Genomic DNA, 22,267 nt, shown 5'->3' on the forward strand with positions numbered 1-22,267 from the left:
CCCCTTCCAGTGAAGGGGCTTTTTGTTAGCAGCTTTTAGCTAGCAAAGGCGCTTGGTTGCTGTTGTATCGGCGCCCGCTTTGTTGGCAAAAATATCGTTAGCACGAATATCTTAATAGCGGATGTCGTCCGGAAAACCGGAGACACATTCCCGAGTAACGCCAATCAGCCACCTAGCTTTTCTAATAACTCCTGGCCAGGTGCCTGATGCAACGGCTATAGGAGCTTTGTCTGTGGCCACTAAACACGCTGCGCTTCACGCGCTGATCGAACCTGTTGTTGCTGCCATGGGCTTTGAGCTATGGGGCATCGACCATCTTTCCCAGGGCAAAAACTCGCGGCTGGTGATCTATATCGAGCGCGAGAGTGGTGTCAGCGTGGAAGACTGCGCAGATATTAGCCGCCAAGTCAGTGCTGTTATGGATGTAGAAGACCCCATTGCCGGTGAGTACCGGTTGGAAGTCTCCTCGCCAGGCATGGCACGTCCCTTGTATTCCCTGGATCAGTTTACCCGCTTTCAAGGTCATCACGTCGCGCTGAAACTGCGCACTGCCTTTGATGGGCGGCGCAAGTATCAAGGGCTTTTGGTCGGTGTTGAGGGGGATGAAGTACTGCTGCAACTGGATGGCGAAGAGTACTGCTTTCCAATTGAGAGTATTGATTCAGCTCACATTGTACCGCAGTTCGACGATTGACCGGGTGGCGGCGCTGCCGGCAGGCTGCCGGGGTGATGCACATAAGGATAGGTTTTCTGGCGAGGCATACGCATGAGTAAAGAAATTTTAATGGTCGTTGACGCGATCTCCAATGAGAAGGGCGTCCCGCGTGATGTCATTTTCGAAGCGGTAGAAGCCGCTCTTGCGAGCGCGTCACGCAAGCGTTTTGAAAGAGAAGAAGCCAATGTGCGCGTGCATATTGACCGTCGCACTGGCGAATACGAAACCTTCCGCACTTGGACTGTGGTGGAAGATGACGAATTCGAAACGCCAGATTACGAAATTAAAGAGAGCATCGCCGAGCAGCGTGATCCACCGCTGAAGCTAGGCGATGTGGTCGAAAAAAGCATCGAAAACGCTTCGTTTGGCCGTATTGCTGCACAAACCGCCAAGCAGGTGATCGTACAGAAAGTGCGTGAAGCAGAGCGGGCCGAAGTCGTGCGCCAATATGCCGATCGCGAAGGCGAACTGGTTGCGGGCATCGTCAAAAAGACCACACGTGATGGCCTTATCATTGATTTGGGCGAAAACGCTGAGGCGTTTTTACCGCGCAATGAAATGATTCACGGCGAGCGTTACCGCATGAACGAGCGGGTACGTGCCCTGTTGGTCAAAGTCGACCCAGACGCTCGTGGCGCCCAGCTCCAGCTATCGCGGACGTGTCCCGAACTGATTATTGAGCTGTTCAAAATCGAAGTACCTGAAATCGCTGAGCAGTTGATTGAGATCAAAGGTGCTGCTCGCGACCCCGGTTCACGCGCCAAAATTGCGGTAAAAACCAATGATCGCCGCATTGATCCTGTCGGTGCGTGTGTGGGTATGCGCGGTTCGCGCGTTCAGGCGGTCTCTTCGGAGCTGCAAAACGAACGCGTTGATATCGTACTGTGGGACGATAATCCTGCCCAATTGGTAATTAACGCCATGGCGCCCGCCGATGTTGGGTCTATCCTAGTGGACGAAGACGCTCACGCGATGGATGTGGCTGTGGCGCAGGACAACCTTGCTCAGGCCATTGGTCGGAGCGGTCAGAACGTGCGTTTGGCTTCTGAACTTACCGGCTGGCGGATTAATGTCATGACCGAAGAGGAAGCGGAGTCTAAGCGCGACCAAGAGATTGATAGCCTGGTTGACTCTTTTATTCAGCACCTTGAAGTGGATGAAGACGTCGCTCGCCTGTTAGTGGAAGAGGGGTTCACTACCCTGGAAGAAGTCGCCTACGTGCCGATGGAAGAAATGCTCGAAATCGAAGAGTTCGATGAAGATATAGTAGAGCAGCTACGCGCACGTGCGAAAGACGAGCTGCTGACGATGGCAATTGCCTCGGAAGAAGCGCTAGACGGTGCCCAGCCAGCAGCTGATCTGCTGGAGATGGATGGCATGGAGCGCCACCTGGCCTTCATTCTGGCCAGTCGCGGCATTGTCACCATGGAAGATCTCGCCGAGCAGTCTGTCGACGATCTGGTCGATATCGAGGAGTTGGACGAAGCGCGCGCAGCGGCACTGATCATGACTGCCCGTGCGCCCTGGTTTGAAGTCGATGACGCATCGGATTCGAACACACAGTAAACAGGTCACGGGCTGAGGAGGGTCAATATGTCAGATATGACAGTTAAAGATTTCGCAGGAAAGGTGGGCCGTGATGTGCCTCGCCTACTAGAGCAAATGAAAGAAGCGGGTTTAAAGCACGCTTCTGAAAGCGATGCTGTATCTGAAGAAGATAAGCAGAAGCTGCTGAGTTTCTTGAAGAAGAGCCACGGCGGTAGCGACACCGCTGAAGCAGGCAAAAACCGCATCACGCTGACGCGCAAAACCCGTAGCCGTATCAATACCGGCGAACGCGGTAAAACCATCGAAGTGCAGGTGCGTAAGAAAAAAACCTACGTCAAAAGCGCTGAAGATGAAAAGCCGAAAGCGCCGGAGCCTAGCTACACCGGCCCGCGCCAGCTAGTGGGCGATATGGCGGAAGCCGAAGCTGAGCGCAAAGTTACCGATGCGCGTGAAGCCGAAGAAAAAGCCGCAGCGAAGAAAGCCCGCGCTGCACAGGTAGCTGAGGCAACCGCGCGTAGCAATAAAGAAGCTGAAGCGACGGCGAGTAGTAACACGGCGCGAAGCGACAAAGAGGCTGGATCAACGCAAAAAGCGGCCAAAGCACCTGCTACGCCTGATGTTCAAGTGCCTAATCTTGAAATCGACGATACGCCGTCCGGTGACGATATGCCGCCAGCGCCGCCGAAAGAAGGCCGCTCTGACCGTCGTACCGCTCCGCCGAAGAAAACGGCAGCGAAGGCTAAAGGTCGTCGTGACGATGAAGATCGTGGTGATCGCGAAGAGCGCAAGCGCGGTGGTGGCGGTAAGAAGGTGAAACGTGCCGAGCAACGTCGTGGTGGTCGCCGTGGTGGCAACCAGACTGGCAATGGCAAGCACGCTTTCCAGAAGCCGACCCAGCCGATTGTGCGTGAAGTATCGATCCCTGAATCTATCAGCGTGGCGGAATTGGCCGACAAAATGTCGATCAAGGCCAATGAAGTGATCAAGGCCATGTTTAACATGGGCGCGGCGGTTACCATCAACCAAACCATTGATCAGGATACGGCTGCGATCGTGGTGGAAGAGATGGGCCATACGGCGAAGCTGGTTAAAGATGACGCGCTGGAAACGGAAATGCTCGAAGGCATCTCCTACGAAGGCGAAGAGATCACGCGTTCACCCGTTGTGACGGTGATGGGCCACGTTGACCACGGTAAAACCTCGCTGCTGGATTACATCCGTAAAGCGAAAGTGGCGACCGGTGAAGCCGGTGGTATTACCCAGCATATCGGTGCCTACCACGTTGAAGATAACCACGGTGGCGTGACCTTCCTGGATACCCCAGGCCACGCGGCGTTTACCGCCATGCGTGCCCGTGGTGCCAAGGCGACGGACGTGGTTATTCTGGTCGTTGCAGCGGATGACGGCGTTATGCCTCAGACGATTGAGGCGATTGAGCACTCCAAAGCCGCTGAAGTGCCCATGGTGGTAGCGGTCAACAAGATCGACAAAGATGGTATCGATCTTGATCGCATCAAGAATGAGCTTTCGCAGCACGGCGTGATTTCGGAAGAGTGGGGCGGTGATACACAGTTTGTACACGTGTCTGCTAAGACCGGTGAAGGTATGGAAGAGCTGCTGGAAGCGATCCAGTTGGCTTCTGAAGTGCTTGAGCTAAAAGCCGTGCCTTCCGCGCCGGGTAAAGGTGTGGTGGTTGAGTCACGCCTTGATAAAGGTCGTGGTCCGGTCGCTACCGTACTGGTTCAGAACGGCACGCTGAAAAAGGGCGATATCGTTCTGGCTGGCCTTCACTACGGTCGTGTACGTGCGCTGACTAACGAACTTGCCCAGCAGGTTGATTCGGTTGGCCCTGCGATGCCGGTCGAGATTCAAGGCTTGGGCGGTACGCCAGATGCCGGTGATGACTTTATGGTCGTCGCTGACGAGAAAAAAGCCCGCGAAGTGGCGAACTTCCGTCAAGGCAAATACCGCGAAGTGCGCCTGGCGCGTCAGCAGAAGGCCAAGCTGGAGAACATGTTCAGCCAGATGGGCCAAGACGAAGTGGCCAAGGTCAACATCGTTCTCAAAGCCGACGTTCAAGGCTCGCTGGAAGCGATCAAAGGCGCTCTGGAAGAGCTCTCCACTGATGAAGTGGAAGTGGCTGTGGTTTCCTCGGGTGTCGGTGGTATCACCGGTACCGATGCCAACCTGGCGCTTGCGTCGGAAGCCATCGTCGTCGGCTTTAACGTTCGTGCTGACGCCGCTGCCCGCGAGATCGTTGAGCGCGAAGGCCTGGATCTGCGTTACTACAGCGTTATTTACCAGCTGATCGACGAGGTCAAACAGGCGATGAGCGGTATGCTCGCACCTGAGTGGAAAGAAGAGATCGTCGGTATTGCTGAAGTACGCGATGTGTTCCGTGCGCCGAAGATTGGTGCCATCGCCGGTTGTATGGTGGTTGAAGGCAGCGTGCATCGTAATAAGAAGATCCGCGTGTTGCGTGATGACGTGGTGATCTACGAAGGCGAGCTCGAATCGCTGCGCCGCTTCAAAGACGATGTGCAGGAAGTGCGCAACGGCATGGAGTGTGGTATCGGTGTGAAGAACTACAACGATGTCCAAGTCGGCGATAAGATCGAAGTCTTCGACCAAGTGAAGGTCGAGCGTAGCCTGTAAGGCTGCGAGGAGCTAAACATGCGCGAATTTAAGCGTACCGACCGGGTAGCCGACCAGCTCCAAAAGGAGCTGGCGGTGCTGATCCAACGAGAAGTGAAAGACCCGCGTTTAGGCATGGTCACGGTCAGCGGTGTCACCGTTAGCCGTGACCTTGGCTACTCCGACGTCTACGTCACTCTGTTGGGTGAGCAAGAGCCCGAGCGTATTAAAGAGAATCTGCAGGTGCTTAAGCGCGCTGCCGGTTTTCTAAGAAGCCAGATTGCCAAGCGCATCAAGCTACGTCACGTACCGGAGCTGCGTTTTCATTTCGATGAGAGTGTGGTGCGCGGTCAGCAGCTTTCTTCATTGATTGATGAAGCGGTGACGACGGATCGTGCACGCTATCAAGACGATGATGATTATCAAGACAGTGACCCAGACACCGACGCCCAACAAAGTGAGAAAACTCGCTAGTGGCGCGTCAACGTCGCGGTTTGCCGGTCAATGGCGTACTGCTGCTGGATAAGCCCAAGGGCGTTTCCAGCAACCATGCGCTGCAGCGTGTGCGTCGGCTGTTCCAGGCTCAAAAAGCCGGGCACACCGGTACGCTAGACCCGATGGCCACCGGCTTATTGCCGATTTGCCTAGGCGAAGCGACCAAGTTTTCATCGCACTTGCTGGAAGCCGATAAGGTGTATCGCACCCGGGTAGAACTGGGGGTGATCACCGATACCGGCGATGTGGAAGGTAAGATTATTGAGCAGCATGAGGTTCCCAGCCTAAGCGTCGATGACGTGGAAGCTGTGCTCACCCGTTTTCGTGGTGAGATTGACCAAGTGCCGCCCATGTATTCGGCGCTAAAGCATCAGGGCAAAAAACTCTACGAGTTAGCCCGTGAAGGTAAACATGTAGAGCGTGCAGCACGGCGCGTAAGCGTGTATGATGCGCGCCTGCTATCGTTTGAAGGCACTGCTTTCGAGCTGGAAGTAAGCTGCAGTAAAGGCACTTACATCCGCACGTTAGCCGGAGATATTGGTCAAGCGCTTGGCTGTGGTGCGCACATCAGTCAACTAAGAAGGCTCAAAACCGGGCCCTTTTTAGCCGACGCGATGTGGACGCTAGAGGCCTTGGAAGCATTGGCCGATCAAGCGGCGCTTGAAGCTGAGCTAATGCCCGTGGATGTGCTGGTGGATCATTTACCGTTACTGACGGTAGACGACACCGCCCATTCTCGTTTGGCCCATGGCCAGCCAGCTGCTCTCGAAACCGGTGCATTAGCCCCGGACGAAGTAGCTAGACTTTATTACGCCGAGACGTTTATCGGCCTTGGCGTAGTGAAAGGTGCCCAGGAAGTGGCGCCTAAGCGACTGTTAAGTACTGTCGCTATTTCGTGAGATACGTTGCAAGGAAGCGACTATCTACGTGAAAATAGTAGCCTGAGACTGCAAATATGCGTGGTCTCAACCATTCATTTTTAGGCATATTGCTTACTGGAGAGACAGATGGCTTTAACCGCTGAGAAGAAGGCCGAGATCGTCACCGAATACGGCCGCGGCGACAACGATACCGGTTCCCCTGAAGTGCAAGTTGCACTGCTGAGCGCCAATATTAATGGCCTGCAGGATCACTTCAAGACCAACAAACAGGATCACCACTCTCGTCGTGGTCTGATCCGCATGGTTAACCAGCGTCGTAAGCTGCTGGACTACCTAAAGCGTAAAGATTTCGAACGCTATCAGTCCCTGATTCAGCGTTTAGGTCTGCGTCGTTAAGCATTAACGGCAACGATTAGAAACGGGCAGCTCCTTGGGAGCTGCCCGTTTTTTTATGTTTCGTGTTTACCCTAATAGTCCTAGAGGCGAGACGGAACTGGTAGCCCTATCGTGCTCTAGCGCCTAGAATGGTAACGAGTCAAAACGACCTAAACGAATAGACAAGTAGATATTGATAATGCTGAAGGAAGTCGCTGTGAATCCGGTAAAGAAAACGTTCCAGTACGGTCGTAGCACCGTCACGCTCGAAACCGGGCGTATTGCTCGCCAGGCTACCGGCGCTGTCATGGTAACAATGGATGACACCGTCGTACTGTGTACCGTGGTTGCTCGTAAAGAGGCAAACCCGAGCCAACCCTTTTTCCCCCTCTCGGTACACTACCAAGAGAAAACTTACGCAGTGGGTAAGATTCCTGGCGGCTTCTTCAAGCGCGAAGGACGCCCCACTGAGAAAGAGACGCTGACCTCGCGTCTGATTGATCGCCCGATCCGTCCGCTGTTCCCCAAAGGCTTTATGAACGAAGTGCAGGTCGTCTGTACCGTTCTCTCCACCGACCGTAACCACGATCCGGATATTGCCGCTCTGCTGGGTACCTCCGCGGCGTTGAGCATCTCTGGCGTGCCGTTTAGTGGCCCGATTGGCGCAGCCCGCGTTGGTTTTAACGAAGAGCAAGGCTACTTCCTCAACCCAACGGTTGAAGAGCTGGCCACCTCTGAGCTCGACATGGTCGTCGCCGGTACTGAAAAAGCTGTGCTGATGGTTGAGTCTGAAGCCAAAGAGCTGCTCGAAGACGAAATGCTGGGTGCCGTACTGTTTGGCCACCAGGAAATGCAGGTCGCTATCAGTGCCATTAACGAACTGGTTGCCGAAGCGGGCAAGCCGCGCTGGGAGTGGCAGGCCGCCGAAGAGAACCAAGCGCTTAAAGCCGCTATGGCCGATGCCTTTGAAGCTAAAGTGGGCGACGCTTACCGCATCACCGACAAAATGCAGCGCCAGGATGCACTGGCTGAGTTGAAAGACCAGGCGATTGAACAGCTGGCAGCTGATGAAGGCGAGCCGGTTAACGACAAGTTCAGTAAAGATGACGTCAAAGGTGCCTTTGCTGGCCTGGAAAAACGCGTTGTGCGTTCACGGGTGGTAAAAGGCGAGCCACGTATTGATGGTCGTGATAATCAAACCGTTCGTCCGCTGGCCATCGAAGTCGGTGTGCTGCCTAAAGCGCACGGTTCTGCCATCTTTACACGTGGTGAAACCCAAGCGATTGCGGTAGCTACGCTGGGCACGCTGCGTGATTCACAGCTAATTGAATCACTGGAGGGCGAGCGTAAAGACCGCTTTATGCTGCACTACAACTTCCCTCCCTACTCGGTGGGTGAAGCTGGCTTTATGGGTGGCCCGAAGCGTCGCGAAATCGGCCATGGCCGATTAGCACGTCGTGGCGTGCAGGCGATGCTGCCGTCGGAAGACGTCTTCCCCTATACCATCCGTGTCGTCTCTGAAATTACCGAGTCTAACGGCTCAAGCTCGATGGCCTCTGTATGTGGCTCTTCGCTGGCGTTGATGGATGCAGGCGTGCCGCTAAAAGCACCGGTCGCCGGTATTGCTATGGGCCTGGTGAAAGACGCCGACGGCTTTGCAGTATTGACCGATATCCTGGGTGACGAAGATCACCTTGGCGATATGGACTTTAAAGTTGCCGGTTCCGAAGAGGGTGTCACCGCCCTGCAGATGGACATCAAGATCGAAGGCATCAACGAAGAGATTATGGAGCTCGCGCTGCAGCAAGCACTGACCGCGCGGTTGAGTATTCTCGAGCAGATGAATGTCGTGATCAGCCAGAGCCGTAGCGATGTCTCCGACAACGCGCCGTCCATGGCAACGATCAAAATCGACCCAGACAAGATCCGCGACGTAATCGGTAAAGGCGGCGCAATGATTCGCAAAATCTGCGAAGACACCGGCGCCTCTATCGACCTTGACGACGATGGCACCGTACGCATCTATGCGGAAGATAAAGCCGCCGCCAAGCGTGCGATTGACACCGTACTGGCGATTACCGCAGAAGCGGAAATCGGCAAGCTGTATAACGGCAAGGTCGTGCGTATTGCCGACTTCGGTGCGTTTGTTAACATCATGCCGGGTACCGATGGCCTGGTGCATATCTCGCAAATCGTTGCCGAGCGCGTTAACAACGTGCGCGACTTCTTGAACGAAGGCGATGATGTGATCGTTAAGGTGCTTGATATCGACAACCGCAACCGCGTGAAGCTGTCGATGAAAGAGATCACCGAAGAAGAGAAAGCCGCTTTTGCAGCGGAAGCAGCGGAAACCGAAGCGACGATTTAATGAGTACGATATAAATCGCTAGTAAGGTTTCTGACACCGCCCTCGTAGCCTCTGGCTGCGGGGGCGTTGTTTTTGCTAGGTACTGTTTTTGCTAGGTACTGTTTTTGCTAAGTACTTTTTTGCTAGTTATAGTTTTGTTGTTAGGTATAGCTTTGTTCGCCGGGATTTAAAGAGTCAGGGAGCAGTAGATGGAGCAGGAGCAAGCGCCGCGTTGGTGGGCGGTGGTGGCCGTGATGATCGGCATTTTTTTATTGGTGACCGCGGAGCAATTGCCGATTGGGTTGCTTTCCCAGGTGGCGTTGAGCATGGGCGTTACCCCCGGCATGGCAGGTTTAATGGTCACCGTGCCAGGCGTGGTCGCTGCCTTTTCTGCGCCACTCTTGCCGGTCGCGGTAGGGCGCTTGGATAGGCGCATTATGCTCACGGTATTGATGGCCGTGATGGTGGTAGGGAGTGTGCTGTCGGCATTGGCCAGCAGCTTTATCCTGCTGCTCGCCGCCCGGGTATTAGTGGGGCTTAGTATTGGTGGATTTTGGGCGGTGGCGGGCAGTATTGCCCCACGGCTTGTACCTGAAGCCCAAGTGCCAAAAGCGATGACGATGATTTTTGGTGGTGTAGCGGCAGCCTCGGTGCTGGGTGTGCCGTTGGGCACGCTGCTGGGGGATCTAAGCAACTGGCGGGTCGCCTTTGGGGCGCTGGGAGGGCTAAGCCTGTTAACGGCAGTAGCGCTGTGGTGCTGGCTTCCGCCGCTACCACCGCGGGAACCTGTGCGTCTGCGCGTATTGGCGCAGCAGTTTAGCAATCGCGGTGTGCGAGTCGCGGTGTTAACCACTGCCTTTGTAGTGGTTGGCCACTTTGCCGCCTACACCTTTATTAGTCCCATCCTGCAAGAGATCAGCGGTATTTCCCAACGTCATGTGAGCAGCCTGCTGCTGCTCTACGGTGCGGCAGGCATTGTGGGCAATATTGCGGCAGGCATGTTCGCCGGGCGCCACCCTTATCGCGCGGTGCTGGTGATTCCCAGCCTGCTGCTTATTGTGGTGGCCGTGTTTCCGCTGCTGGGTGTTCAGCCGAGCAGCGGTGTGATGCTGCTGATGGTGTGGGGTGCGGTGTTTGGTAGTGTATCGGTGAGTATTCAAACCTGGATTCTACGCACAGCACCCAATACCGAAGCCGCCACGGCTTTGATGGCATTTACCTTCAATATGTCGATTGGACTGGGCGCCATGCTAGGTGGGCGTATCGTCGATGGCACTAGCCTACCCATTGCCATGTGGGCCGCAGCGGGATTATTCCTGCTGGGGGCGCTGTTGGTACTGAGCACGCCAGCCAAGGTAGTTGGCCAGAAAACACGTTGAGCCAGTCGGTGTAAAAAAATGCCCCCGTAAGCAGCGGGGCATTGGTTATGCGCTCACCTCAAACAATAATCAAGGACGCTCGATAGCCAGCGCTACGCCCTGACCGCCGCCGATACATAGCGTTGCGAGGCCTTTCTTGGCGTCGCGGGCGATCATTTCGTGGAGCAGCGTCACGAACACGCGACAGCCAGAGGCGCCGATCGGGTGGCCTAGGGCAATCGCGCCGCCGTTGACGTTCACTTTAGAGGTGTCCCAACCTAGTTCTTTGTTGACGGATAGCGCCTGGGCGGCAAACGCTTCGTTGGCCTCTACCAAGTCCAGGTCGTCCAGGCTCCAGCCGGCTTTTTCAAGGCAGCGGCGAGTGGCCGGTGCGGGGCCGATACCCATAATGGCAGGGTCAACGCCTGCGTTGGAGTAAGCCGCTATGCGTGCCAGTGGCTCTAGTCCCAACTGTTTAGCTTTTTCGGCGGAGCAGAGCATAACCACCGCCGCGCCGTCGTTGAGCGCCGAGGCGTTACCGGCGGTAACGGTGCCGTCTTTCTTAAACGCGGGGCGCATGCCGCCAAGCTTCTCAGCGGTAACTTCGCGTGGATTTTCGTCGGTATCAAACACCACCGGGTCGCCTTTGCGCTGGGGAATTTCCACCGGCACGATCTGGCTTTTGAATTTGCCCTCTTTGATGGCGGCAGCGGCTTTCTGCTGCGACGCCGCGGCGAACTCATCCATTGCTTCGCGAGTGATGCCGTACTTTTCGGCTAAGTTCTCGGCGGTAATGCCCATATGGTAGTTGTTGAAAGCGTCCCATAAGCCGTCGTGCACCATGGAATCAATCGCCTTCCAATCACCCATGCGCTGGCCGTTACGGGAATTGGGCAGGACGTGTGGCGAGGCGGACATATTCTCCTGGCCGCCGGCCAGAATAAGTTCGGCATCGCCGCAGCGAATTGCCTGGGTCGCGAGGTGCAGCGCTTTAAGGCCGGAGCCACACACTTTGTTGATGGTCATGGCGGGTACTGAGTCCGGTAGGCCGCCTTTAATCGCCGCTTGGCGCGCAGGGTTTTGGCCAACGCCCGCAGTGAGCACCTGGCCTAGCAGTACTTCGTCAACTTGATCGGGAGAAACGCCGGTGGAGGCGAGGATATCCTTGATCACCAGGGCGCCTAGGTCGCTCGCGGGAATACCTGCGAGGGAACCACCGAAAGCGCCCACGGCGGTGCGGCGTGCCGCAACAATGACTACTTCTTGCATAAAATGACTCCTGGAGTAATTAACAGACAGTCTGATGCCAGATGCCCGATAGGCGTGCTCTGTCAGCCGTATTTCTCAGCCGTCTCTTCAGCATAGGGGAAGGTGATGTGTTGCGGCAATAAACCTTTATGGGCAAATAAAAACGGGCCAACATGTGGCCCGTCAGAAGAAAGCATTAGAAGCGCTAAGATTACGCGAGCTGCACCGGAATAATATTACTGGTATGACTAACGTGGTTACCTTCTTGGAGATACACCAGCGCAGGCTGATGATTTTCCAGTTCGGCTTCAGAGTAGTGGGCGTAGCTGCAGATAATGATGCGATGGCCTGGTGCGGCGAGGTGTGCCGCGGCGCCGTTGATCGAGATCAGCTTGGAGCCTTCCTCACCGCGAATGGCGTAAGTGGTGAAGCGTTCGCCATTCTCGACGTTGTAAATCTGGATCTGCTCATTTTCGCGAATGCCCGCCATATCCAGCAGGTCGCCGTCGATGGCGCAGGAGCCTTCGTAGTTGAGTACCGCGTGAGTGACGCGAGCCATGTGCAGCTTGGCTTTGAGCATAATGGTATGCATGTGAGTTCCTATATTACCCGTTGTTTGTTTATTCTCTGACCGTAGTGTCAGCGCTGGCCGGGAGTTGAACAGTGAGGTTATCGATTAATCGCGCCGGGCCCAGCTTGGCGGCGGCTAACAGTACCGCATGGCGGGTCGCTAGGTTAACGGGGCCTAGCGTGGCATCGCGCAGTTCCAGGTAGTCCAGCGTAAAGCCCGCATCATACAGCGCGGTGTTGCCCTGGTGTAGTACCTTTTCGATAGGTTCGCCGCGCTCTAGCGCATCGCGAAGCGTACACAGCGTGCGGTAAAGCGCAGGGGCGATTGCACGCTCCTCGCTAGTTAAATAGCCATTGCGCGATGACAGTGCCAGGCCATCTTCTGCGCGCACGATGGGCACGCCGATAATCTCGATGGGCATGTGCAGGTCGCGCACCAGTTTACGAATCACCGCCAGCTGCTGGTAATCCTTCTCCCCAAAGCAGGCAACGTTGGGCTGCACCAAATTAAACAGCATGCTGACCACGGTGGAGACACCGTCGAAATGGCCGGGGCGCGAGCCGCCACACAGCCCTTCACCCACCACGGGCACGTGCACGCGGGTCTGGGCGTCCAAGCCGTTGGGGTAGAGCGAGCTCACCGCCGGGGCGAACAGCACGTCGCAGCCAGCCTCAACGAGTTTCGCTTGATCGGCATCAAAGGTACGCGGGTAGCCGTCGAGATCTTCGCCTGGGCCAAACTGCATTGGATTGACAAACAGGCTTGAGACCACGATATCGGCGTGTTGGCGCGCGCAGGCAACCAGCGCTAAGTGCCCGGCATGTAGGTTGCCCATGGTGGGCACCAGGGCAATGCGCTGGCCGCGTTGGCGGTAATCACGCAGCGTGCTGCGTAGCTGATCAATGTCTCGCAAAGTGCGCATAGTCGTTTCTTGTCAATAACAAAAATGGGGTTTAAAAACAGTGCTCTTGAGCCGGGAAGGCGCGGGTTTTGACCGCTTCATGGTAGTCCTGGAAAGCTGCTTGAATGCTATCAGCCTCGGTCATGAAGTTTTTTACAAAGCGCGGTGTGCGTCCATGGGTGATACCGAGTACATCGTGCATCACCAGAATCTGGCCATCGGTATCCGGGCCTGCGCCAATGCCAATCACCGGCACATCCAGCGCTTCGGTGACCGCTTTGCCCAGGCTGGCGGGGACGCACTCGAGCAGAATCACTGAAGCGCCCGCCTCGACAAGCACTTTTGCGTCATTAATGATGCGTTCCGCTTGAGCGGCGTCGCGCCCTTGAACTTTATAGCCGCCTAACTGATGCACGGTTTGCGGGGTTAAGCCCAGGTGGGCACATACCGGTACGCCGCGGCGGGTGAGTTCACGAATACCATCGGCCATCCACGCTTCGCCTTCCAGTTTGACCAGCTCCGCCCCTGCGCGCATCACGGCACCGGCATCTTCCAACAGGCGCTCGGTGGTGGCGTTACTCATAAAGGGTAGATCGACCATCAGCAGGCTATGGCCTTTACCACGCGCCGCACAGCGGGTGTGGTATACGATGTCGTCAATGGTGACGGGTAGAGTGCTGTTATGGCCCTGTAGCACCATGCCCAGCGAATCACCGACGAGCAGGACATCAATGCCTGCTTGGCTTGCCGCATGGGCAAAGGAGGCGTCGTAAGCGGTTAGGCAACTGAACGTCTCGCCAGCCTGCTTATAGGCCTGCAGCGTGCTTAGGGTGACGGTTTTCATGGCGTGCTCTCATGTTTTACGTGAGGCCGATGCGACATAGGCAGCCGACCATTATTGATGCTGCATCCCTGCATGCGTGAAGTGGCGTAACCGGCAATTGTTACCTGAATGGGGTGTCGGTGTCGAGATTTGTGTCAAATGGTAGCGTTAGCAGCACACTAGGCGTTAGCTAAGCGTTCCAAGCCTTGGTTCTCAACACGTTCAAGCCAGTTGGATAGCGGCTGTTGGAGGAGGTCTAGAGAGGGGGCGATCTCTGCGAGGGGGAGCAGTACAAAGGCCCGGGCAGTCATTTGCGGGTGCGGTACGCGTAAACGCGGGGAGTTGATGTGGTCGCTAGCGTAAAGCAGCAGGTCAAGATCGAGCGTGCGGGGGCCCCAATGGCGCTGGCGGCGGCGGCGATGCTGCTGTTCTAACGCCTGAAGCTGGTCGAGTAGCGCTAGTGGCGAGAGCCGTGTCTTCAGCGCTGCCACCGCGTTGATAAAGTCCGGCTGATCCTGCGGCCCCACCGGGCGGCTGGCGTAAAGCGATGATGCTGCCACCAATCGACTTAGCGGCAGCATGGCCAGCTCGTTGAGGGCCTCGCGAACCTGCTCGATAGGCGACTCTAGATTGCTACCCAAGCCAATATAGGCGAGCTGGGGAGGTACGCCCACTACTCTGGCGCGCTCGGCTTACGGCGCCGTTTGCGACGACGGTCGCCCTGACTGGCGGGGTCGCCGCCAACTTTTTGCAGCAGGCGACGCTGTTCGTGCTCATCGCCGCGCTGAAACGCCGTCCACCACTCGCCTAAACCACTCGGTATCTCGCCCGCCTGTTCGCGCAGCAGCAGCAGGTCATAGCCAGCTCTGAAACGCGAATGTTCGCGGGTTTGAAAGGCTTTTTTACCGCGCCGTTGGGGTAGGCGCTGCTGTAATTCCCAAATTTCCCGCATGGGAATACCAAAGCGCTTGGGAATCGAGGTGAACTCTAGCTGACGAGATACCACCTGTTGAGCGGCTGCTTGAAGCGCCGGAATAGGCGGCATGCCTTCTTGCTCCAGCGCTTCCTGGCGATGCTTGACCGGGGCCCATAAAAACGCTGCCAGCAGGAAGGCCGGGGTGACGGGGCGCTCTTCGGCGATACGCTTATCGGTGTTGGTCAGCGCCTGCTCAATCAGCTCTTCGGCCCAGGCGGCGTCGGCCATGGCTTCTTCGGCCTCGGGGAACAGCATGCCGAACAGGCCGTAGTGGCTGAGTAGCCGGAAGGTAACCAAGCCGTGGCCCGACATAAACAGCTTGAGCACTTCATCGAATAGCCGCGCTGGGGGAATCTGCAGCAGTAGCGGCGCCTGATCGTACATCGGCGCTTCGGTGGCGGGGTCTAGCGTGAAGTCGAGCTTAGCCGCAAAGCGCACCGCCCGCAGCATGCGTACCGGGTCTTCGCGGTAGCGTGTCGCCGGGTCGCCAATCAGGCGTAGGGTGCGGGTCTTAATGTCCTCGGCACCATTGGCAAAATCAGTGATGCTGAAGTCGGCGATATTGTAGTAGAGCGCATTAACGGTAAAGTCGCGGCGCAGCGCGTCTTCTTCAATATTGCCCCATACATTGTCGCGCAGCAGTAACCCTTCATCGGACTGGTGGGCAATGTGGTCGCCATGCTCGTCTTGGGGTTTGCCACGGAAGGTGGTGACCTCAATGACCTCGCGGCCAAAGCGCACGTGGACAATCCGAAAACGGCGGCCGATCAGGCGCGAGTTACGAAATAGATCGCGAACCTGCTCTGGAGTGGCGTTGGTGGCGACATCAAAATCTTTGGGCATCTTGCCAAGCAGCGCATCACGAATGCAGCCACCCACCAAATAGGCGTCGAAACCCGCGCCGCTAAGGCGATAAAGCACTTTTAACGCGGCATCGCTAATATGCTGGCGAGAAACAGGGTGCTCGGATCGAGGGATGATGCGCGGAGTGAGGGCGGTGGTGTTGCTCTCTTGGGGATCAAGCAAGGTTTTCAATTGCTCCCCCGGGCTGTGTAGGAAACGGGTAAATCCTTTAAACATGCGACGATTTCAACTCGCAGGGTACGAAAAATGGCCGTAAAAGTAGTCGTTAGAAAACACTCAAACGAGTACTGAACATAAACCACGAATGGCTGAGTGTAGCCGACCCGCTATGGCTTGCAAAGAGCGGCTTGCAAAGCACTTGACGCTGGCGGAGGCTACTACAGGTTTTAAACCCAGGCTTCAAACACGGAAAGGGGAGGCTAAGAGAGCCTCCCCTATAAAGCAATTAATCAGCATCCGTGCTGCTATTTTTCTTCATGATGGCACATCGCCCTGAATACGCACCGCAGTCGGTAGGCGTAAGGATCACGATAGTTCCGACCGCCTCGTATTCAAAACAATAATCCAACCGCGAACTTTTCTCCCCCCGGGGAATTATTATTGGCGCCGGGGTGTACACACTGACAGCTATTGTTTTTGTTAGGATGCCAAGTCACGTTGTACGTCGCGTCCTTTCGGGCCACTTGCTGCTTTTATTATTGTTAGCTGCGCCTGTGTTGCCTGCGCAAGCAAGTAATGAGACTCAAGCCTGTTGTTCTTATTAGTACCTTTATCTCTACCTGGCCCTGTTGTTTTTGTTGTGGCTCAGGTTGGGGCGAGGTCATGTTGTTTTTGTTGGTGACCTACCGCTATGCCCAGTTTGTTTTTCTTACCCAGTAATACTGCAGACCCTGTGCCACCTATTGAATAAATTATAAATTTCAGCAGGTTGGCGTTTTCAAAGAGGATGAGGAACTTTGCGACGCAAAAAGTGTTACCCCTTTCGCCTCCGTTTGTGTGCGGCGTTGTGTGGGAAGGTAACAGTGACTGGGTAGCGAAAGGCAGAATATTTCTTATTTAAATCAGTGTATTAGACAATGGTCGTAGGGAGGGGGTGGTAGGGCGAGTAGATAGTAATGCCCAGGTGCTTAACCTGGGCGGCGGGCGGTTTTTTTGCGCGGTATGCCAAGCCGCTGGCGCCGCTCCCAGAGGTTTTTACGGCTAATACCCAGTTTTTGTGCCAGTTCGGTTTCACTCATTTGATCCTGGTGCTCGAGCACAAAGTGCTGAAAATAATCTTCTAAAGAGAGATCGTCTTCATTTTCTTCGGCGCTTTTATCACCGCTGCCACTGGCGGCCGGTGTGCTTGTCGAGCTAGAGGGCGGATGGGGGCGTGGGGTGGTCGGCGCTAGACCCAGATCATCCGGGTGAATCAGATGCCCCTCGGCAAGAATCACGCCGCGCTCAAGGGCATTCTCCAGCTCGCGAACATTGCCTGGCCAAGGGTAGTCGCGCAGATCCTGGCGGGCTGCGCGGGACAGACGCAGGCCCGTGCGTTCGTGGCGTTTACACGCCTTGTCGAGCAGAATGTCGGCGATCTCAAGCACGTCATCCTCGCGCTCGCGCAGCGGCGGCAGCTCGATCTGCATCACGTTCAGCCGGTAATAAAGATCAAGGCGGAACTCACCGGTTTTTGACAGTGCCCGCAGGTCGCGGTGGGTTGCCGCAATCAGGCGGACGTTGACATGGCGGGTTTCCACCGAACCGATTTTGCGGATTTCACCCTCTTGAAGAACGCGTAGCAGGCGCGCCTGGGCATCCAGCGGCAGCTCGCCAATCTCATCCAAAAATAGCGTACCGCCATCGGCGGCTTCGACTAACCCGGTGCGCGCAGCGCTGGCGCCGGTAAAGGCGCCTTTCTCATGGCCAAACAGCTCGGACTCGATCAGTGTTTCAGGAATCGCCGCGCAGTTGACGCATATCAGCGGTGCCTTGGCGCGCTTGCTCTGCTGGTGAATGGCGCGTGCCACCAGCTCCTTGCCGGTGCCCGACTCGCCAAGAATCAATACGGTGACATCGGCGGGGGCGGTTTTACTAATGCGGGTATAGACCTGCTGCATGGCAACGCAGTTACCGATCATGGTTTGTCGGCTGCCGCCTGCATCGGTGATATCCGGGGGCGGGCTCTGCTGCATTGACTGCTTGTGCAGGATCCGCTCAACGGTCTCCAATAGCTCCGCGTGGTCAAAGGGCTTGGCCACGTAGTCCACGGCACCCTGTTTGAGCGCTTCCACCGCGGAGCGCATGCTGGCGTAGCTGGTCATGATCAATACCGGCACGGGGGCCCCGGCAGTGATCAGCGTAGTGCCCGGCTCGCCCGGCAGGCGCAGGTCGCTGATGATGAGGTCGAATCCTGTGAGCTCAAGCTGACAGGCCTCCTCAGCGCTGCCTGCTTCGCTGACCTTATAGTCGTGGCGTTCCAGTAGGCGCTTTAACGCGCTGCGAATAATCGCTTCATCTTCAACAATCAGAATCCTGGGCATGGGCTGGCTGATCATCCTGTTGGTAAAGCGGCAGCCAGAGCGTAATGGCGGTGCCGCGAGGCTGTCCGGGCGGTGGCGAGGCCACATCTATCTTACCCTGGTGTTCGTTGATAATCTGATAAGCCAGTGAAAGTCCCAGGCCAGTGCCTTCGCCTGCTGGCTTGGTAGTGGTAAAGGGTTCGAATAGATGCTCGCGCACTCGTGGGTCGATGCCCTGGCCGTTATCGGTTATCCGCCACCAGGCAAGCTGCTCGTGGCGCCCTGCGGTGATGTTAACTTCTCCACCCTGGGTGCAGGCATCCCGGGCATTGCTCAGCAGGTTGACCATCACTTGCGTTAATCGCTGGGCATCGCCGCGAACCACCACGTCTTCAGGCGTCTCATTGGTTAAGGTGACATCCTCTCCCGAGCGGGCGAGGTGGATCAAGTGCAGTGCATCTTCGCTAATCGATGCGAGCGCCACGGGTGAGGCGGGGAGCGGTACCGATTGGCGCCCTCCATGGGCAAAGCCAACCAGTGAGTTAACGATTTTGGTGACCCGTTGGGTGAGCTGCTGGATTTGATCGGCAGTCTCCAGCAGGGCGGGATCGTTGGTGTCGTAGCGTAGATTTTGCGCCAGCGACGAGATGCCGGTAATCGGGTTGCCAATTTCGTGGGCGACGCCGGCGGCTAACTGGCCAATAGAGGCAAGGCGCGCCGCATGCACCAACTCATCTTCCAACCACTTCATTTCGGTATGGTCTTCAATCAGAATAACGCTGCCGCCACGGCTGTCATTGCCGCTGAGAATCGCTTTGTGCAGGGTCAGAAAGTAGTCCTTACCATGCAGCGACACCGCTTGCTTATATAGCGGGCCTGACGTCGCGTCTAGCACGCTGCCCAACAACCGGGGCCAGGGGGCAGGCAGGCTATCTCGGCGCGAGCCGATCACGCTTTCACCGCTAATGCCCGAGAGTTGTGAGAGCGCCTGATTCCACATTAGCAGCTCATCATCATCGCCCAGGACGCACAGCCCCACCGGTAAATAAGCCAGGGTTTGGCGATGGTGGCGGCGCAAACCGTCGAGTTCACGTGCTAGCCCTGTCAGTCGTGAGCGGTAGGCTTCCAAGCGGCTTTCAACGAAGTGAATATCGTCGGTTTCAGGGGCGTCGTCGTGGCGGTAGGGTAGGTAGCGGTCAACAATGTCCCGCGCCACCGATGGCCCCATTAGGCCCGAGAGATTGGCCTGAATACGGTCACGCAAGCGACGCAGCGCGTAGGGGCGGCGCTCCTGGGGTGTTAAGTTGAGCGCTTGTAGGGCCCGGTTTACTTCACGGCTGGCCGCCTCATCGCCAAGGGCATGGGCTAAGTGGGTAGAAAAATCACTCGCCGTAGCGGCTTCTAGTGGAAAACGCTTGGAGCGAATAACCGCATCGACTGAGCACGCTTCCGCGGCCGACTGCTCCCCTTCAGAAATACGCGTAAACAGCGATACCACAATCAGCAGCAGGATATTGACCGCTAACGACAGCAGCGTGACGTTGTACCAAACCGGCGCACCAGTGTCGGTAAGCGGTGTAAAAGGCAGCGTCGGTACGGGTAGCGAGAACATGAGTGGCAGCCATAGGCCCCACAGCCACACGGCGACGCCTGCGATCAGGCCAATAATCATACCTTTACGATTAGCACCCGGCCAGTAGAGCAGCCCCAGCATGCCGGGCAGGCACTGGGCCATGCCGACAAATGCGGCTAACCCCAAGCCGATGAGGCCATGATGGCGCCCTACCCACTGGTAAAACACCCAGCCGCCGATAATCACCGCAACCACTAAACCACGGCGTAGCCACAGCAGCCAGCCGTAGAGATCACTGCGCGCCTCGGGGGGCCTCGCTACCAGCACAATATGATTAAGCACCATGCCGGAAAGCGCCAGGGCAATCATAATCATGGTGCCGCTGGCGGCAGCTAGCCCGCCGATAAACGCCAGTGCCCCTACCCACCAGTGTTCACTCATTAGGTAGGCGGCATAGGCGGCGATGGGGATGTCGGGATTAACCGACTGCGCGGCCCACCAGATCAACGGCACGGGCAGCGCCATTAGCAGTAAAAACAGCGGCAGTGCCCAGCTCGCTTGTAGCAGGGTATGCCGCGACAGGCTTTCCGCGAAGCTAATGTGAAATAGGTGCGGCATCATAAACGCCGCCGCAAAAAACAGCAGCAGCAGGGTTCGCCACTGGGCAGGGTCAAGTTTGGGTGTCTGTTGCTGGAGGATAGCGCCTGGACCTTCCAGCCACAGCTGCAGATCGCCCGGGCCATCAAACACCATCCATAGCGCCACCGCACCCAGCCCCAGCATGGCCAGCAGCTTAACAATGGATTCAAACGCAATGGCGCTAAGCAAGGTGTCGTGACGGCCATGAGACTGACTGTGGCGGGCACCAAAAATGACCGCAAAGGCGGCAATCACGGCGCAAAAAAGCAGTGCAACACTTCCGCCCGCTTGGCTGGCGGTGATGATGTTGATGGCTTCGCTCAGGGTTTGGACTTGAATGCCGAGTAATGGCAGCACCGCCAGCAGACTGACCAGGGTGACCAGTGTACCCGCCCAGCGTGAGCGAAAACGAAAGGCAAACAGATCCGCCAGCGACGTTAGTTGATAGGTGCGGGTGATGCGCTGGATGGGCACCAGCAGCACAGGGGCGAGCAAGAACGCGCCCGCTGCGCCCAGGTAGTAGGCAAGGTAGCCAAACCCCGCATTGGCGGCCATTTCGACGCTGCCGTAGATTGCCCAGGCACTGGCATAAACACCCAGGGCAAGGGTGTAAACAATCGGGTGGCGGGTAATGCGCACCGGCACCCAGCCGCGCTCTACCGCAAAACCGCAGCCAAACAGCAGCGCCAGGTAGCCCAACCCAAGCAGTAGGACGCCGATTAACTCAACGTTCATCAAGTTTCCTTTTCTGCTCCAGCCAGAGGGTTAACGCAATCAAGCCGCCCCATATCGCAAATGGCCGGTACCAGGCAGACTCAGGGTCGCTCCAGCCATTCATCAGCAATGGAGAGAGCAGGTAGCCGCCAAACACCAAAAACAGCATGATGCGATAGACGTACATATCAATCTCCTGCTGGAGGTAAAGGGGGAGTTAAACGGTGTGCCGTTGGGCTTAGCCGTGCCAACGACCAGTTTGCTACTGCCCAGTGTAGCTGAGTCGCGGGGGGCTCTGAGGCAAGCTCTTGGGGAGGCGCTTGATCAAGCGCTTCCAGCGCCTGAAAGAGCTGCTGGCGCACCCCCTGTTCATCTTCCGCCAGGGCTGGGGCCAGGTTTTGCTTTGAGAGCTTTTGCCCTTCAGCGGTAACGATGAGCGGCAAGTGTAGGTAGCGCGGCTGCGGCAGCTGAAGCGCGTTCTGCAGTTGGCGCTGCCAAGGGGTGTTATCGAGCAAATCGAGCCCGCGTACCACATTGGTAATCTGCTGCTCGGCGTCATCCACTACGACGGCGAGCTGATACGCCCATAGGCCATCTTTGCGCTTTAATACCACATCACCCAGCTCAGCCGGATCAAACTGCTGTTCGCCGAACAGCCGGTCTTGCCAGCGGATAGGACGCTCGCAGCGGTCGCTGCGCAGCCGCCAGGCCACTGGTTTATTCGCATCACAAACGCCATCGCGGCACCAGCCGGGGTAGATATCAAACGCCTGCCACTGCTTACGCGAACAGCTGCAGGGATAGGCAAGGCCGAGTTGGATAAGCTGGTCAAGCGCCTGTTGGTAAGCATCGCCGCGGGTGTGCTGCCACATGATCGCTTCGTCCCACTCTAGGCCGAAGGTTTCCAGCTGGCGCAGGATAGTGCTCGCCGCGCTTTCAGGGCAGCGCGGTGGGTCGATATCTTCAATGCGTACCAGCCACTGCCCATCGGCGGCGCGTGCATCTAAATAGCTGCCTAAAGCGGCGACCAAAGAGCCAAGGTGCAGCGGGCCAGAGGGCGTAGGGGCAAAGCGACCACGGTAGCGAGCAGAATCATTCATAGTA

Annotated in this window: 18 protein-coding genes; 8 read left to right on the forward strand and 10 right to left on the reverse strand. The window is 56.7% G+C overall.

All coding sequences use genetic code 11. The annotated features are described in order from the left end of the window. The first annotated feature begins 232 nt into the window (after positions 1 to 232). The 8 genes from rimP (at position 233) to QHL1GM_RS14610 (ending at position 10,374) form a co-directional block, all read left to right on the forward strand. Positions 233 to 694: a ribosome maturation factor RimP gene (gene rimP, locus QHL1GM_RS14575; protein WP_007111828.1), complete on the forward strand. Its 462-nt coding sequence runs from the start codon at positions 233 to 235 to the stop codon at positions 692 to 694. Between the two features lie 72 nt (positions 695 to 766). After that, positions 767 to 2,281 carry a transcription termination factor NusA gene (nusA, locus tag QHL1GM_RS14580; protein ID WP_071695106.1) on the forward strand — a complete coding sequence of 505 codons (1,515 nt, stop codon included), beginning with the start codon at positions 767 to 769 and terminating at the stop codon, positions 2,279 to 2,281. A 27-nt stretch (positions 2,282 to 2,308) separates the two neighbouring features. Further along, positions 2,309 to 4,918, forward strand: a complete 2,610-nt coding sequence (infB, locus tag QHL1GM_RS14585) for a translation initiation factor IF-2 (protein WP_071695107.1) — start codon at positions 2,309 to 2,311, stop codon at positions 4,916 to 4,918. A gap of 18 nt (positions 4,919 to 4,936) precedes the next feature. After that, entirely contained in the window at positions 4,937 to 5,371 is a 435-nt protein-coding gene (rbfA, locus tag QHL1GM_RS14590) for a 30S ribosome-binding factor RbfA (protein WP_071695108.1), read from the forward strand. Further along, positions 5,371 to 6,291: a tRNA pseudouridine(55) synthase TruB gene (truB, locus tag QHL1GM_RS14595; RefSeq protein ID WP_071695109.1), complete on the forward strand. Its 921-nt coding sequence runs from the start codon at positions 5,371 to 5,373 to the stop codon at positions 6,289 to 6,291. Before rbfA ends, truB begins: the two co-directional genes overlap by 1 nt. A gap of 108 nt (positions 6,292 to 6,399) precedes the next feature. Then, positions 6,400 to 6,669 (forward strand): 30S ribosomal protein S15, encoded by a 270-nt coding sequence (gene rpsO / locus QHL1GM_RS14600; RefSeq protein WP_007111823.1) that lies wholly within the window; start codon positions 6,400 to 6,402, stop codon positions 6,667 to 6,669. 178 nt (positions 6,670 to 6,847) lie between these two features. Further along, the gene (gene pnp / locus QHL1GM_RS14605) at positions 6,848 to 9,016 is read left to right on the forward strand and encodes a polyribonucleotide nucleotidyltransferase (RefSeq protein WP_071695110.1); all 2,169 of its coding nucleotides are present in this window, start codon (positions 6,848 to 6,850) and stop codon (positions 9,014 to 9,016) included. A gap of 188 nt (positions 9,017 to 9,204) precedes the next feature. After that, positions 9,205 to 10,374, forward strand: coding sequence for an MFS transporter (locus QHL1GM_RS14610; protein WP_071695111.1), 1,170 nt, complete (start codon positions 9,205 to 9,207; stop codon positions 10,372 to 10,374). A 69-nt stretch (positions 10,375 to 10,443) separates the two neighbouring features. Here the strand turns inward: QHL1GM_RS14610 and QHL1GM_RS14615 are convergent, their stop codons facing one another. The 10 genes from QHL1GM_RS14615 to gluQRS all read right to left on the reverse strand — a co-directional run bounded on the left by QHL1GM_RS14615 (position 10,444) and on the right by gluQRS (position 22,263). Further along, on the reverse strand, positions 10,444 to 11,622 hold the full coding sequence (locus QHL1GM_RS14615) for an acetyl-CoA C-acetyltransferase (RefSeq protein ID WP_071695112.1): 1,179 nt from the start codon (positions 11,620 to 11,622) through the stop codon (positions 10,444 to 10,446). 190 nt (positions 11,623 to 11,812) lie between these two features. After that, positions 11,813 to 12,193: an aspartate 1-decarboxylase gene (gene panD / locus QHL1GM_RS14620; RefSeq protein ID WP_007111819.1), complete on the reverse strand. Its 381-nt coding sequence runs from the start codon at positions 12,191 to 12,193 to the stop codon at positions 11,813 to 11,815. A 28-nt stretch (positions 12,194 to 12,221) separates the two neighbouring features. Next, entirely contained in the window at positions 12,222 to 13,094 is an 873-nt protein-coding gene (gene panC, locus QHL1GM_RS14625) for a pantoate--beta-alanine ligase (protein WP_071695113.1), read from the reverse strand. Positions 13,095 to 13,125: 31 nt separating this feature from the next. Further along, positions 13,126 to 13,917, reverse strand: a complete 792-nt coding sequence (gene panB / locus QHL1GM_RS14630; RefSeq protein WP_071695114.1) for a 3-methyl-2-oxobutanoate hydroxymethyltransferase — start codon at positions 13,915 to 13,917, stop codon at positions 13,126 to 13,128. A 158-nt stretch (positions 13,918 to 14,075) separates the two neighbouring features. Then, positions 14,076 to 14,570, reverse strand: a complete 495-nt coding sequence (gene folK / locus QHL1GM_RS14635) for a 2-amino-4-hydroxy-6-hydroxymethyldihydropteridine diphosphokinase (protein WP_071695115.1) — start codon at positions 14,568 to 14,570, stop codon at positions 14,076 to 14,078. Further along, on the reverse strand, positions 14,570 to 15,952 hold the full coding sequence (pcnB, locus tag QHL1GM_RS14640) for a polynucleotide adenylyltransferase PcnB (protein WP_071695116.1): 1,383 nt from the start codon (positions 15,950 to 15,952) through the stop codon (positions 14,570 to 14,572). The genes folK and pcnB overlap by 1 nt, the downstream gene beginning before the upstream one ends. Before the next feature lie 911 nt (positions 15,953 to 16,863). Then, positions 16,864 to 18,258 (reverse strand): sigma-54 dependent transcriptional regulator, encoded by a 1,395-nt coding sequence (locus tag QHL1GM_RS14645; protein ID WP_071695117.1) that lies wholly within the window; start codon positions 18,256 to 18,258, stop codon positions 16,864 to 16,866. Then, entirely contained in the window at positions 18,236 to 21,184 is a 2,949-nt protein-coding gene (locus QHL1GM_RS14650; protein ID WP_071695118.1) for an ATP-binding protein, read from the reverse strand. Before QHL1GM_RS14650 ends, QHL1GM_RS14645 begins: the two co-directional genes overlap by 23 nt. Further along, a complete protein-coding gene (locus QHL1GM_RS19395; RefSeq protein WP_175540387.1) occupies positions 21,174 to 21,350 on the reverse strand; it encodes a hypothetical protein in 177 nt (58 codons plus the stop codon). The genes QHL1GM_RS14650 and QHL1GM_RS19395 overlap by 11 nt, the downstream gene beginning before the upstream one ends. Before the next feature lies 1 nt (position 21,351). Beyond that, positions 21,352 to 22,263 carry a tRNA glutamyl-Q(34) synthetase GluQRS gene (gene gluQRS / locus QHL1GM_RS14655; protein WP_071695119.1) on the reverse strand — a complete coding sequence of 304 codons (912 nt, stop codon included), beginning with the start codon at positions 22,261 to 22,263 and terminating at the stop codon, positions 21,352 to 21,354. Between the last annotated feature and the right edge of the window lie 4 nt (positions 22,264 to 22,267).

The sequence above is a fragment of the Halomonas sp. QHL1 genome (genome assembly GCF_001882345.1).
Taxonomy (GTDB): domain Bacteria; phylum Pseudomonadota; class Gammaproteobacteria; order Pseudomonadales; family Halomonadaceae; genus Vreelandella.